General features: G+C 47.3%; 11 protein-coding genes and 1 riboswitch. Of the genes, 8 read left to right on the top strand and 3 right to left on the bottom strand.

The features are described 5' to 3' along the window. Nucleotides 1-256: 256 nt before the first annotated feature. From VP504_RS01170 to VP504_RS01160, 3 genes are all read left to right on the top strand, one after another. Nucleotides 257-1,621, top strand: coding sequence for an ABC transporter substrate-binding protein (locus VP504_RS01170; RefSeq protein ID WP_325892542.1), 1,365 nt, complete (start codon nt 257-259; stop codon nt 1,619-1,621). Nucleotides 1,622-1,702: 81 nt separating this feature from the next. Then, nucleotides 1,703-3,451 (top strand): ABC transporter permease, encoded by a 1,749-nt coding sequence (locus VP504_RS01165; RefSeq protein WP_325892541.1) that lies wholly within the window; start codon nt 1,703-1,705, stop codon nt 3,449-3,451. A gap of 14 nt (nt 3,452-3,465) precedes the next feature. Continuing rightward, entirely contained in the window at nt 3,466-4,542 is a 1,077-nt protein-coding gene (locus VP504_RS01160) for an ABC transporter ATP-binding protein (protein ID WP_325892540.1), read from the top strand. Nucleotides 4,543-4,942: 400 nt separating this feature from the next. Here VP504_RS01160 and VP504_RS01155 read toward each other — a convergent pair whose 3' ends face one another. The 3 genes from VP504_RS01155 to torR form a co-directional block, all read right to left on the bottom strand. Then, the gene (locus tag VP504_RS01155; protein WP_325892539.1) at nt 4,943-5,344 is read right to left on the bottom strand and encodes a hypothetical protein; all 402 of its coding nucleotides are present in this window, start codon (nt 5,342-5,344) and stop codon (nt 4,943-4,945) included. A gap of 149 nt (nt 5,345-5,493) precedes the next feature. Beyond that, nucleotides 5,494-5,964 carry a DUF2947 domain-containing protein gene (locus tag VP504_RS01150; RefSeq protein ID WP_062712976.1) on the bottom strand — a complete coding sequence of 157 codons (471 nt, stop codon included), beginning with the start codon at nt 5,962-5,964 and terminating at the stop codon, nt 5,494-5,496. Between the two features lie 23 nt (nt 5,965-5,987). Beyond that, nucleotides 5,988-6,701, bottom strand: coding sequence for a two-component system response regulator TorR (gene torR, locus VP504_RS01145; protein ID WP_062713001.1), 714 nt, complete (start codon nt 6,699-6,701; stop codon nt 5,988-5,990). Between the two features lie 414 nt (nt 6,702-7,115). Here torR and torC point away from each other — a divergent pair, with 414 nt between their 5' ends. From torC to VP504_RS01120, 5 genes are all read left to right on the top strand, one after another. Further along, the gene (torC, locus tag VP504_RS01140) at nt 7,116-8,279 is read left to right on the top strand and encodes a pentaheme c-type cytochrome TorC (protein ID WP_442788888.1); all 1,164 of its coding nucleotides are present in this window, start codon (nt 7,116-7,118) and stop codon (nt 8,277-8,279) included. Between the two features lie 78 nt (nt 8,280-8,357). Continuing rightward, nucleotides 8,358-10,886 (top strand): trimethylamine-N-oxide reductase TorA, encoded by a 2,529-nt coding sequence (gene torA / locus VP504_RS01135; RefSeq protein ID WP_325892538.1) that lies wholly within the window; start codon nt 8,358-8,360, stop codon nt 10,884-10,886. Nucleotides 10,887-10,979: 93 nt separating this feature from the next. Further along, nucleotides 10,980-11,627: a molecular chaperone TorD gene (torD, locus tag VP504_RS01130; protein ID WP_325892537.1), complete on the top strand. Its 648-nt coding sequence runs from the start codon at nt 10,980-10,982 to the stop codon at nt 11,625-11,627. 479 nt (nt 11,628-12,106) lie between these two features. Continuing rightward, nucleotides 12,107-13,114 (top strand): HTH-type transcriptional repressor PurR, encoded by a 1,008-nt coding sequence (gene purR, locus VP504_RS01125; protein WP_325892536.1) that lies wholly within the window; start codon nt 12,107-12,109, stop codon nt 13,112-13,114. A gap of 309 nt (nt 13,115-13,423) precedes the next feature. Continuing rightward, nucleotides 13,424-13,519, top strand: a riboswitch (cyclic di-GMP riboswitch). Nucleotides 13,520-13,634: 115 nt separating this feature from the next. Beyond that, on the top strand, nt 13,635-14,228 hold the full coding sequence (locus tag VP504_RS01120) for a TfoX/Sxy family DNA transformation protein (protein WP_325892535.1): 594 nt from the start codon (nt 13,635-13,637) through the stop codon (nt 14,226-14,228). Nucleotides 14,229-14,905: the final 677 nt, after the last annotated feature.

The following is a 14,905-nucleotide window of genomic DNA, read 5'->3' as shown; positions in this document are numbered from 1 at the left end:
TACTCAAGACATGCCAAAGACCAAAAATGACACGCTAACACCCACCTAAAAAACATAAATATCCATCAAAAACAATCACTTGATAAACTTTCACATTTTGGCACAACACTTGAAATGCTAAACGGCTGATGAGTAGGAATTCCCCTACTTTATACCCAAACGACCTGAAGATACTTGCATTGAAAACCCTCCCTCGGGCGAGTTGGATCCTGTATCTCCAGTTTGTTTAGGTATATCAAATCAAGTGGAGTGTTTTATGAAAGCAAGCAAACATCAAGGATCGACGAGTAAGCATGTAAAAGCCTTATTGGCTACATCACTAATACTTGCGCTTAGCAGTACTTCATCACTGGCGATGTCTGATAAAGACCTCGTGATTGTCACTTCATTTCCCAATGACGTTACCGATGTCTACAAAAAGGCCTTCGAGAAAAAGTACCCCGACATTAACGTCGAAGTTCTTTCCAAGAAAACGACCGCGGGAATTAAGTACTTACAAGAGACATCGAGTAACAATAAATCTGACATTTTTTGGGCCTCTGCACCAGACGCTTTCGAGGTGCTCAAAGATAATAACCTCCTCGCCGCATACCAATCTTCCGTGAGCGGTATACCCGAAAAGGTCGGTACCTTCCCGATTAATGATCCTGACGGTTTCTATAAAGGCTTTGCGCTTTCTGGATACGGCATGATGTGGAATGAGCGCTACATGAAAGCCAAAAAGCTTCCGACCCCGAAAGAATGGCATGATTTAGCAGATCCGGTTTATCACAAGCATGTTGGCATGTCGGCCCCCTCACGATCTGGAACAACACACCTTACCGTTGAAGCCATTCTTCAAGGCGAAGGTTGGGAACAAGGATGGTCGACCCTTAAATCTATTTCAGGAAACTTCAAAACTGTCACTGAGCGCAGTTTCGGCGTACCTGATGGCGTCAATAGCGGTTCGTTTGGCGTAGGTATCGTGATTGATTTCTTTGGGCTATCTTCAAAGGCAACAGGGTTTCCCGTTGATTTTCACTATCCCACCTTGACAGCCCTCGTCCCTGCAAACGTAGGCATGGTCAGTAATGCGCCTAACAACGAAGCCGCTGCTGCCTTTATTGATTTCCTGCTATCTGAGGAAGGGCAAGCGCTGCTGCTTGATAAAAAGATACAACGACTTCCAGTTAACCCTGCGGCCTATGCAAGCACCCCAGAAGGCTTCCCTAACCCATTTACTGGCGAGCAACTGGGCACCGTTGATTTTAACCTCGATGTTTCTAAGTCCCGCTATAACGTCGTTAACAGCCTTTTTGATGTCATGGTGACCTACAGACTGGATGAATTGCGCGAAGCAACAAAAGCCATTCAAGAAGCTGAAGCCAAAGCAAAAGCCGCCAAAAATACCGAGGCAATGAATCTCGTCGCCGAGGCAAAACTTCTCGTATCCGCCGTCCCTATTACCGCTGAGCGAGCATCTGACCCTAAATTTGCGGGCATCTTTACCAAAAAGCGTAAAAAAGCCTCAGACAAAGTCGAGGCACGTCAGGCAGAGATTGAGCAGGAGTGGGATAAAACAACGCTGGCTAACTATCAAAAAGCGACTGAGCTTGCCGAGCAAGCAATAGAACTTCTCTAGCCCATAACCCACGCCCCTCTCAGTGAGCCCCCAATTATCGCGGTTAGGGGCGTGTTTATTCCATAGATAACGGAGTATCTAATGAGCAATGTCTCTATTTCTCAGTCTGACAAGTCAGTCAGTGCCAATTCAAAGGGGCTTTGGCGTAAGTTTCGTGAAGATTGGGCTCTATACCTGAGTGCCGCGCTTATCGCTCTATTCGTTGTGGTATTTTTGTTTGTGCCCGTCATAAAAGTCATTTTTGTTGCCTTTCAAGACCCTGATGGCTCGCTGACTCTGGTGAACTTCAAAGACTTCTTTGGTTCAAGCCTCTTCAGAGAGTCCTTCTTTAACTCATTTTATGTGGCGTTTATGTCGGTCATCGTGGCCTCAATCATTGCCATGCCACTTGCCTATTTCACCAGTCGCTTTCAGTTTCGCGGAACCGTTATCATCCAAACGTTGGGGATCGTGCCACTTATTATGCCTCCCTTTATTGGCGCGGTGGCGATGCAACTGCTTTTTGGTGAAAACGGCAGTATGAACCTTTTGCTGGACGAATACTTCGGCTTCACCATTCCCATAATGGAAGGGCTAAATGGTGTCGTTTTCGTCCAGAGTGTGCATTACTTTCCATTTATTCTCATTAACTTGTCTGCGGCATTGCAGAACATTGACCGTTCAATGGAAGAGTCCGCACAATCACTTGGCTCATCAGGATTAAGACTATTCAGACGCATCGTATTCCCACTGGCGATGCCTGGATACGTCGCAGGTGCGTCCTTGGTGTTTGTGAAGGTTTTTGATGATCTGGGCACACCTCTCCTGCTAAACGTTAACAATATGCTCGCACCACAAGCTTACCTTCGTATTTCATCGGTCGGTATCACAGACCCAATGGGATATGTCATATCGGTCATTCTGGTCGTATTTTCGGCGTTTGCACTTTGGATTTCCTTTCAGGCCCTGAAAGGAAAGGACTACTCAACCAATCAAAAAGGCGGAGGTGGCTTGTCAAAACGCGAACTACGCCCATTAGAAATGATTGGTTGCTATGCTGTCATAGCACTTATTCTTCTGCTGGTCCTGGCCCCACATTTTGCCCTACTGCTACTTTCCTTTGGCACTATATGGAGCTTCAGCCCATTGCCTGATGGGTTTACCTTGGATCACTACTCGACGGCTATCACCCAAGCCTCAGAGTTCATTACCAACACGCTACTTTACGCAGGTTTAGCTGGGTTAATTGATGTAATTCTTGGTACCGCCATTGCCTATCTGGTTTGGCGTACGAAAATTATGGGAAGAAAATGGCTCGATTTTGGCGCTATGGCAGCATTGGCAGTACCTGGTGTCGTGCTCGGTATCGGATACCTGCGCACCTTCTATGATGTAGAGTTGCCTATCATCGGAACCTCCATGGCAACATGGTGGGGCATTATCGTGATTGCACTTTCCGTTCGGCGACTACCCTACGCGTTGCGCTCATGTGTTGCCGCCCTCCAACAAGTCAGCCCTTCATTTGAAGAAGCATCTGAAAACTTGGGGGCAACGAGGGCAAAAACTATTCGTCGTATCGTCATCCCTCTGATGGCTGCAGGTATTCTCGCAGGGTTTGTCACTGCATTTGCTACTGCGGCTGTGGAACTCTCTGCCACCATCATGTTGGTCTCTCAAGAATCTGATGCCCCCCTTGCGTATGGTCTCTATCTCTTTATGCAAAGTGCTTCCGGTCGCGGCCCTGGTGCAGCTCTGGGTGTCATCGCTGTTGTTATTGTTGGCCTCGCAACCTATCTATCGCACACGATTGTGGAACGCACACGCCAGGCACACGGTGAAAAACAACATTAAGTTAAGGAATGACTATGCAACCAAATAACAAACAGCAAGTTGGAATAACCATTAAAGATCTCACTCTTGCATTCGGGGAGACAGAGGTTCTTAAAGGCGTAAATTTGGAGATTGAGCCTGGAGAGTTCTTTGCTTTCCTTGGTCCTTCTGGGTCAGGTAAGTCGACGTTGCTACGCGCCATTGCAGGTTTTGGCCCCGAACCTCAGGGGCAAATATTGCTGGGTGATGAAGACATCAAAGCGCTTCCACCGTGGAGAAGAAACGTTGGCATGGTTTTTCAAAGCTATGCATTGTGGCCGCATATGACAGTCAGACAGAACGTTGCTTATGGGCTTGAAGAGAGAAAAGTTCTCACATCGGAAATTAGAGAGCGCGTTGACAATGCTCTCAATCTCGTCGGTCTCTATCATTTGGCAGAACGACGACCATCCCAGCTTTCCGGTGGGCAGCAGCAGCGTGTTGCGATTGCCCGCACCGTTGTGGTTGAACCAAGGGTTTTGCTGCTTGATGAACCTCTATCTAATCTCGATGCTAACCTCAGAGAGCAAATGCGCAGAGACCTACTTGAACTTCAACGTCAGCTTGGGCTAACCACGATTTTTGTTACCCACGACCAAGAAGAAGCGAACACCATTTCTGATCGTATCGCCGTTCTCGACCAAGGCGTTATTCAGCAAGTGGGTAAACCCATGGATCTCTACGACAACCCCTCCAATAAGTTTGTCGCCGATTTTCTGGGTACCGCCAATATGCTAAATGGCAGGCTGCGCGAAGGTCTTAACGGAAAAACCTTTACGACAGAGTCCGGGATTTGCTTTCCCTTTGATCACCCCGATAGCGGGACAATTTCTCTCGTTTTCCGGCCCCAAAGTCTCGAAATTTGTGATGAAGACATGGTCCCTAACCGAATTGAGCTGCAAGGTTCAGTGAAACACAAAGAGTTTCTCGGTCATTTAGTTCGATACAGTATTGATGTCGGAGGGCAAGTATTGATGGTCGACGATCCGCATCGCCGAGGGGCTGAACATATAGAGAACGGCTCTTCTATTCGATTGGCGTTAAAGCCCGAGGAAATAGTGGCATTGCGCTGAAGTTTCATTTTTTGCTAACGGAGAACCTAGCTGTTAGGGGTTCTCTTTTTTTATGTGTATGGAGCTCTGGAATGAAAAAAACCAGCGTTGATAGGCCAATATCGACGCTGGTTTTCCTCGAGTTTTTACGTTGGCAGATTTAGAGTTCTGCCCTCTCATTAATTTCCTTCAGCTGATAGGACCAAATGAAAGAAATGAAAGTCTTTTGGTTCAGAATCAGTCTGTAAGTGGCGGCCTTGCATTACTGACTGATTTTGAACACAGGAGTAATTTAGTACTTGATGAATAAGAAAACTGTGAGGTAAACATGAAAGTTTCCTTATATTTTATGAAGATGCAGCAATTTTGCGAGCCAGATACTACTCTGGAAAGAGAGTCACATTTGTAGTGAAACCATGTTTCACGATGTGGTCGCAAAGTTCGTCGCACATTCTGCTCGTCCTAGTTCATACAGTCGCTTTTCACGGATTGTACGGCGTGCTTCGTTCCACTCCTCGATTATCTGGGCACGTATTTCCCCCCTGCCCATTTCACTAAACAAAAAGCGGTCAACTGTATGATTAAACGCTTCCAAATCCATTTTTTCCTGATATACCACACCCATATATTTAAAAGCTTGGGATTTCTCTTTGTTACTGCCGACCACGGTAAATTGCTGCAAGGTATCCAATGCCGCCTCGTACTCACATTGGACTATCTGTTGTTCGGCTCCCAATAGTTTTCCGTGCACACCATAATTAGACACATAACTGCATCCCGACACCAAACTCACAGCCATCAAACCCAGCAGTAACTTTTTCATGAAAAATCCTTTCCAATTGAAGCGGCAACATTTTGTCTTTGGTTAAAAAACTAGCAAAAACCAAGCCTATATACCCAATGCTTGGGTATAAACAAAAAAAGCCGGGAGTCAATCCCGGCTTTCTAACTCACTGAAACGATGTCGTTTATCTAAGGGCGCTTGCCCAGCTTCACTGTGCCATTTTGTTCAAACATCGCAGTTTCTTTGCGTTTTCTGCCAATAAGCAAAGGCTTGTCATCGTAGAACAGGAAGTTTTTCCAGTACTTCTTGAACATTCCCCAGCGGGTTTCAACGACATTGCCTTTGTCATAGCAGAAGTAAACGACAGCATTGTCTTCCCATGGGAAAAACGCCAATACGTCTTCCGGCAAATCGTCTTCTTCTTCCCAAGGATGTTGCCAGTCAGATTCCTGCGACCACGCATCACGCATGATCGCCCAGTCACCTTTACCAAAGTGATCTGGAGTTGGGCTTTGCTGGCTAATAAAATCACGCCATAGCTGGCCACCGCGCTCTTCCGTCATCGGCTTGATGTGTTCGCGGTCTTCTTCGGCAACAGGCATAGACTGATGCGTAAAAATCCACTTACGTTTGTATTCTTCAAAGGGAATGTAATTCATAGTTCTCTCAGAATTCGCGGATATTATTTCCCCGCGAACATGTAACCTTCGCCATGGACCGTAATGAACATTTGCGGTTTTTTGGGTTCGACCTCGATTTTGTTGCGTAAACGTCGAACTAATACATCAATGGTTCTGTCATTTGGCGCATCGACCCGATGGCTGATCAAATTCAAGATACGCTCCCGGCTCAATACCCGGTTACGGTTCGCTGTGAACGCCACCAGCATTTCATATTCTGCTTTGGTGAGTTTAACTGCGTTGTTGCCTTTGCTCAGTGCGCGACGTTCAATGTCGAATGTCCATCCATTGAAGTTCACGATGTTATCACTTTCTTTTACTGAACTCTGCATTTCAGGCTGAGTATTCGCTTTGGAAATGCGCCAGAGTAAATTACGCACGCGAACAAGAAGTTCACGCAATTCAAGCGGCTTGGTACAGTAGTCGTCCGCACCCATTTCCAAACCGACGATACGGTCAATAGTGTCAGTTCGAGCGGTAATGAGAATAATACCCACATCGCATTTGCTGCGCAGTTGGCGCGTCAGCATCAACCCATCCTCACCCGGGAGGTTGATATCAAGCAGCACTAAATCAATGTGCCATTCGTTCATAATCTGGTGCATTTCCTTGCCATCAGCGGCCTGACTGACGTGATATCCCTGTTTTTCGAAGTATGCGCTCACCATAGTGCGAGTCACTGCTTCATCATCTACAACCAAGATGTGATGTGTCACATTTACCCTGTTCACATATCGTCATGAGGAGCCGCACTTTACCACCTAAATTGCGAACAAACTTGATTTACCTCATGGTTATTGCAGTTTTATGTACGACAAATCAACCATGTTTTTTAACAAACCCAGGGGTCATTTTGCGAGATAGACGACAATTAAGTCATTTTTGGTACATTTAGAAGCACATAAAGCCCACATTTCACGTTAACAATCGATTCTGTTCATATCTGTTCATATTTGCCGCTTGCCTGTTCATTTTCTGGTTGAACCATATTCATATCCAATCGCTACTATGCCCGCAACAAAATAACGCATCAAAAACATGTAGCTATAGTGCGCTGGCTTGCTTCCAAACACGCTACCGGAATGGGCCCAAACACTGACTACAAAAACTTTATGGGTGTATCCACTTTTATGAAAAAGCTACTGCAGAAGCTGAACAAACCTAGCGCGAAGTACTCCATCCTTGCGCTGGTTCTGATCGGTGCTGTCATCACGGTTGCCGGCGTGGTCGTGATGAATAAGTCTCTCCACTATTTCTCTCAAACAGAGTTCTGTGTGTCGTGCCACACAATGAAGCAAAACTACGAGGAATATAAGCAGTCGATTCACTACAGCAACGCAAAAGGCATCCGAGCTGAGTGTGTAGACTGTCACCAGCCCAAAGATTTCGTCGGCAAAATCTGGCGCAAAATGGGCGCTTATAAAGACGTTTACCACCACTTTGTGACGGGCAAAATTGATACCCCGGAAAAGTTTGAGGAACACCGACTCGAACTCGCCCAGAAAGTCTGGGACCGCATGGCTGACGAGAACTACAAGACCTGTACCACCTGCCACTCATATGAAGCTATGGACCATGACAAGCAGTCTGTTCAGGCGATGAAAGAAATGATCCCTGCGGCGAAAGAAAACATGGCATGTATCGAGTGTCACAAAGGTATCGCGCACGAACTGCCAAATATGGCGGGTGGCTTCCGTAAGACATTCGAAACCCTGACAGCTTCTGCGATCGCACCTGCTGGTGCCAAGAAACTGTTCTCTATCGAAGAGAAGAGCCTGTTCGCTACCGCTGATGCAAACGGCAAAGTTGAAGGCCAATTGCTGCCAGCTTCTGAAGTAGAAGTCATTGGCGAAGAAGGCGAAATGCTTAAAGTGCGTGTTCAAGGTTGGATCGAAACCAACGGTAAAGGCCGTGTAATGACAGAGTACATGGGTAAACGTGTATTCAAGGCGACCGTTCGTGGCGACGTGAAAGCGACTGAGACTGTGATTTCTGAAGAAGTGGATCCAGCAACCAACATCGCTTGGAAACAAGTGGCTGTGAATGCCTACATCACCAAGGATCACCTGGTTCAGAGCATTGATCCAGTCTGGGACTATGCATCAGAAATGTTCGCATCTACCTGTAACTCTTGTCACGCAGCACCGGCACCTGGCCACTTCACTGCAAATGGCTGGATTTCAAGCCTGAAAGCCATGAGTGCGTACTACCGTCTGAGCAAGACCGAAGAGCGCACACTGCTGAAGTATCTGCAGAACCACGGTAGTGATACCGGCGGTGCAGGCGCCCACTAATCGGTAAAAAGAATACTAAGCGGCAGATGCGCCCTCGTGCATCTGCCCTGATGAATTAAAAACTATAAGGACTTCTACATGGCGACTGAAAAACAACAAGGCATTTCCCGCCGTCGTTTTCTCTCTGGCATGTTAACCGCCAGTGCGGGTGTTGTGATTGGTTCCAGCCTGCTGGCACCACGCAAAGCAATGGCCGCGACTGAAGCGAAAAACACCTTCTCTGGTGAAGTTATCCACGGTTCACACTGGGGTGCATTCCGCGCGAAAGTTGAAAACGGTATCTGGGTTAACACAGTAGCGTTTGAAAACGACCCACACCCAACCTCAATGTTGAACGGTGTGCGCGAGGTGGTCTACAACCCATCTCGCGTTAAGTACCCAATGGTACGCATCGACTGGCTGAAGCACGGTTGGAAATCAGACACTTCACAACGTGGCGACAACCGCTTTGTGCGTGTGCCATGGTCACAGGCGCTGGACTTCTTCCACCACGAACTGGAACGTGTTCAAAACACTTACGGCCCAAGCGCACTTTACGCAGGCCACTCTGGCTGGCAGTCATGCGGTAAGTTCAACACCGCAGGTACGATGATGCAGCGCGCTATTAGCCTGCACGGTACTTACCTAGCAAAAGTAGGCGACTACTCGACTGGTTCTGCGCAAGTTGTTCTCCCTTACGTTGCAGGCGCAATGGAAGTTTACGAGCAGCAAACCTCTTGGCCTCTGGTTCTGGAAAACGCGAAAAACATCGTGATCTGGGGTTCAGACCCAATCAAGAACCTGCAAGTGGGCTGGCTGGTTCCAGACCACAGCGTGTACGGTTACTACCAGCAACTGGCTGAGAAAGTAAAAGCAGGCGAAATCAACGTGATTCACGTTGACCCGGTTAAGAACGAATCATACAAGTTCTTCGGCGGCTCTCAGGTTGCGGTTAACCCACAAACTGACGTGCCTCTGATGCTGGCTATCGCGCACACTCTCTACACTGAGAAGCTTTACGACGAGCAGTTCCTGGCTGACTACACCACGGGTTTTGACAAGTTCGTTCCTTACCTGACCGGTGAGAAAGATGGTGTGGTGAAGACGCCAGAGTGGGCGGCAGAAATCTGTGGCATCCCAGCTGATCAAATCCGCGAACTGGCGCGTACCATGGCAAATGGCCGCACCCAGATCATCGCTGGCTGGTGCCTGCAACGTATGCAGCACGGCGAACAATACGCGTGGATGATCGTTGTTCTGGCTGCCATGCTGGGTCAAATCGGCCTGCCAGGCGGTGGCTTTGGCTTTGGTTGGCACTACAACGACGCAGGTACTATTACTTCTGCGGGCCCTCTGATGTCTGGTTTCAGCTCAGTGACTGGCGTTGACCCAATCCACAGCGGCAGCTACAACGGCTACTCAAGCTACATCCCTGTTGCGCGTTTCGTTGATTGTATCGAGAACCCGGGTACCACCATCCAGTTCAACGGTCACAGCGTGAAATTCCCACACATGAAGATGGCTATCTTCTGTGGTAACAACCCATTCCACCACCACCAGGATCGTAACCGTATGATCAAGGCGTGGCGTAATCTGGAAACAGTTGTGACCGTCGAGCACCAGTGGACAGCGACTTGTCGCTTTGCAGATATCGTTCTGCCAGCGACCACCACTTACGAGCGTAACGACATCGAGCAGTTCGGCAACCACTCGAATAAAGGCATTATCGCGATGAAACAAATCGTTGAGCCAATGTTCGAAGCGAAAGACGATTTCGATATCTTCCGTGAGCTGTGTACCCGTTACGGTCGTGAAGAGGCCTTCACTGGCGGCAAGACCAAGATGGAGTGGATTGAAGAGATCTACAACGGCGCACGTCTGCAAGGTCGTGGCATCGGTGTTCGTATGCCTAACTTCGTTAAATTCTGGGAAGAAGAGCAGTTTATCGCATTCCCTGAAGGTTCTGAGTGGGTTCGTCACGCAGCATTCCGTAAAGAACCTGATTTGGAGCCACTGGGCACAGCGTCTGGTCTTATCGAGATCTACTGTAAGACTATCGCTGACATGGGTTACGACGACTGTCAGGGTCACCCAATGTGGTTCGAAAAAGTAGAACGTAGCCACGGTGGTCCTAAGTCGAAGCAGTACCCTATCCACCTGCAAAGCTGTCACCCGAACCACCGTCTGCACTCGCAGCTGTGTTCGTCTGACGACCACCGCGGCACTTATGCGGTAGCAGGTCGCGAGCCTTGCTACATCAGCACCGCTGATGCAAAAGCGCGTGGTATCCAATCTGGCGACATCGTGCGTGTGTTCAACGACCGTGGTCAGGTACTCGCTGGTGCAGTGGTGACTGACGATTACATGTCTGGTGTATGTCGTATCCACGAAGGTGCATGGTATGCGCCGCTGGAAGGTGGCAAACCAGGTACCCTTTGTACTTACGGCGATCCAAACGTACTGACCGTTGATATCGGTACCTCTAAGCTGGCTCAGGCAACCTCAGCACATACTGCACTGGTCGAAATTGAGAAATACACTCGCAAAGTACCGGCAGTGACAGGCTTCAGCGGCCCTATCGCGGTTGACGACGTTAACCCACTGTTCCCAGCGATGGATATCGCATAAGAGACAGTGTGATGAAAAGGGCAGCTTGGCTGCCCTTTTTTACTCTAAGCTGGTTAGAATTAACGAAAAACATCCCTCACTTACGGAATTACAATGCAAGAATTTATCGCCATTAACGAACAACGTGCCGAGTTTTACTGGTGGATGTCTTCACTGTTTGCGACGGAGTTGACCCAGCAAAATCTGGACAACTACCACGGCGGCGACATGGATAACTACTACTCCGTGTTGGCGATGACCGACGAATTGAAAGCCCCGATTGCGGAATTTCGTGACGCGCTGGTGAAACTGAAAGTCAGAGAAGATGCGCAACTAGAGCTTGCTGCAGATTTCTGTGGCCTTTTCCTGAGCACACCGAAGTCTGGCGCCCTGCCTTACGCCTCTATGTACATTGGCGAAACCGGCTTATTGAACGACAAGCCAGCGGTTGAAATGGGCCAGTGGATGGACAAGTACGGTATTGCTCAACGGAAAGACTTTAACGAGCCGTTTGATCATTTGGCGGTAGAACTCGACTTTATGGGTAACCTGGCGATCCTCGCGAACAAAGAAACAGACGAGGAAAAGCAGGAAGCAATGATGCAAGAGCAGCAATGTTTTCTTGAAACCATGATGCTGCCTTGGATTGAGCAGTTCCAACAAACCGTGCAGCAGTTCGACAAATTCGGTTTCTATAAAGCCGCAGCGAACTTGTTGGTGTCCTTTATCAAGTTGGACCAAGCCTTCCTTAACGTCGAATAAGCGGACAAGCACAGTGTTCAAAAGCCGGGCTTGTTCCCGGCTTTTTGTATTTATAGCCGTTCAAAATCACCAAGCTAGCGCTCAGTTAGCTGAAACTGAAAGTACGCACTGTGTGGTTAGCATGATGCGCATCAACCTTATGCACGTCTCTAAAACACAATAATTGCGGCGTAGGACCATTGACATTAAACTGTGAACGCAAGCGATTGGCATTGAGAATTTTCTGAAATCTTACAACAAACTCATGTAAATGCCTCGCGCGTTTTTTCTCCTCTGCGTCGATAACAGTCAGACTGTTTGGGCATTGCGTTCGATTACGCACCAACAAGAGAAAAAAGCACACACATAAATTGAACGAACCTAATACGCTGCTTATACCGTCGGATTGAATCCAAAACATTCAGGTCGGTTAAGCGGCGTAAACTTGTGCAGTCCGATATGACAGAGACTGCCAATGAAAACGATAAGAAGATTACCGAATGGCAACAATTAAAGACGTCGCTCGACTCGCTGGTGTCTCCACAACAACAGTTTCGCACGTGATCAATAAGACACGTTTTGTTGCAGAGAACACGACAAAGAAAGTATGGGCAGCAGTCGATGAACTGAATTACGCACCAAGCGCAGTGGCTCGGAGCTTGAAGTGCAACTCTACCCGCACTATTGGCATGCTGGTCACCAAATCAACCAACCCTTTCTTCGCGGAAGTAGTGCATGGTGTAGAAGAATACTGCTATAAAGAGGGCTACACGCTTATCCTGTGTAATACCGAAGGTAACCTTTCCAAGCAGCGCGATTACTTGCGAATGCTGGCAGAAAAACGCGTTGATGGTCTGTTAGTCATGTGCTCTGACCTTAATGAAGAGCTACTCTCGCTGCTTGAGAAGAAACAAGATCTGCCGATGGTAGTGATGGACTGGGGCACTGAGCACATCAACACAGACTGTATTCAGGACAATGCAGAGCTTGGCGGCTATATTGCGACCAAACACTTTATTGAAAACGGTCACACCAAAATTGGCTGTATCTCAGGCCAAATGGATAAATTAACGTGTCGCGAGCGCTTAGACGGTTTCCATAAAGCGCTGGAAGAAGCGGGATTAACTTATAACCCAGACTGGATTGTCGAAGCGGATTTTGAATGTGACTCTGCTGTAGAAGCCGCCAACAAACTTGTGGCGCTTGAAGAACGCCCTACAGCCATATTCTGCTTTAACGATATCATGGCGCTTGCTGCTATCAGTACATTCCGCCAAGAAGGTTTGGATGTGCCCAATGACATTTCAATCATTGGTTACGACAACATCGATTTAGCAGGCTTTTTCTCTCCGCCATTGACTACGATCCATCAGCCTAAAAACCGTTTGGGTAAAACGGCAATCAAACTGCTGATGGAACGTCTGGCAAACAAAGAAAACCAGCAACAGATTTTCGAAATGCAGCCTGAGTTGATCGTGCGACGTTCTGTAAAGAACTTGAACAATTAACAGCAAATTACTGCTTCTATTAAACCTAAAAGCCTGAGCGTTTACGTTCAGGCTTTTCTATTAGTGACAAGTTTGTTAGATAAACCAATACTATTATTGCGACAAACCTCAAAATCAATAAAATGCCTAGATTTCTAGTGCTACCCTTATTTCACATTGAAAAAGGGGTGCGAAAGTCGAAATTTCTTCAATAACAAAGGGAACGGAATAATTATAAAGGCATCAATAAAGCCCATTCTGAACTAAGATCACGCTTTGTTAGACTAGCAATAACGACAAAATGACGCGATTCGGTTAAGCTAAATCTTGTCAAGAAAAAGGCAAACCAAGGCGAAAGCCTGGGACGCAAAGCTTCCGGCCTCACATCGAGAGTGACTCTCTGATGTTGGTAGCGGAGTTACCGATGACGTTAGCATTTCACATTCCGGTTCACCCGGTGCGTTGACAATTCTCTGAATTAGCTTTGCTACGTTACTCCTTGACCATTCATCCAGGAACGTATTGATTGAGAATAAGTCACATGGACAAACCTACTCTAAAAAACACACTGAAGTTCTTTGAATGTCTGGGCAAAATGAAATCACGCTCGATGTTTGGCGGTTTCGGTGTATTTTGCGACGAGACGATGTTTGCACTCGTTGTCAATGACCAGCTTCATCTTCGCGCTGGTATAGCCAATGAATCAGAATTCAAAACGCTTAGTATGAAACCCTACGTATACAAGAAACGTGGATTCCCTGTTGTCACCAAATACTACTCAGTGCCGCAGGAATGGTGGGAGCAATCAGATCTTCTCATGGACCATGCAGTTAAAGCATTGTCCATTGCAAGGGAAGACCAGAAAGAAAAGAAGACTGCTGCACCGTCACGTATCAAAGATCTTCCAAACCTTCGCCTTGCGACGGAACGCATGCTGAAAAAAGCGGGCATCGAATCCGTCGAGGAGTTGCAACGTGCAGGCGCGGTCGGTGCTTATCAGGCATTACAGAAATCACACAATGATGCGCTGAGTCTTGAGTTGCTTTGGGCACTAGAAGGTGCAATTGAAGGAAAGCACTGGTCTGTGATCACACCTCAACGCAGAATCGAGTTACTCGAAACCCTTCGCCAGTAGCCGAAAAACCTCTCTCATAAACAGCCAATGTGCCCTCTCGGCCATTGGCTTTTTTGTTATTGAGCGACGATATGAAGATACTCTGTACTGTAAAAAGCCACGATAAAAGTAATTAACTTCCCCCTTGATAGACAATCTTGGCCTTAATAATGGAAAGTAATACGATGACCCATTGCTTACATGAGAAGGGTTTGTCTACGTAAAGTGGTAAAAAGGACGAGATTTACTGTGAAGGACGATCAACCTAGCCAAAGCCACAGTTAAATCACATTTGTGACACTCATCACACATATGAGACATTGTGATGCATATCGTTTATCAGTGCATCCAAATCTGAACTATGCCAAAAGAGAAGATACACAAATGACGACAAATAAATGCACTACACAAAGCCGTTTCCTGACCAAATTGATAGAATTTTCCGCGACCATTTCAGAAAGTGGCCGCGCAGGTTCAAGTGGACAGTATTTTTCTGTTTCTCCTTCCCTGCGGTTTCCTATGCAACAAACACACATGGCACTGTTGACCCCTCTTTTCTTACTATCATTGTTATTCTTTTTTGTAGTATCAACGCACTGGTAGTGATTTGGGGTCTCAGGTTGAACAGCTTCGCACAACGCAGCTATTGGTACCGCAACTACCATATTGGTGGCGCAACGACACTTGCGCTGATTCCT

The sequence above is a fragment of the Grimontia sp. NTOU-MAR1 genome (assembly GCF_035758505.1).
GTDB lineage: Bacteria > Pseudomonadota > Gammaproteobacteria > Enterobacterales > Vibrionaceae > Enterovibrio > Enterovibrio marinus.
Note: the sequence above shows the minus strand (reverse complement) of the source record. Positions and strands in the feature narration are given on the sequence as shown.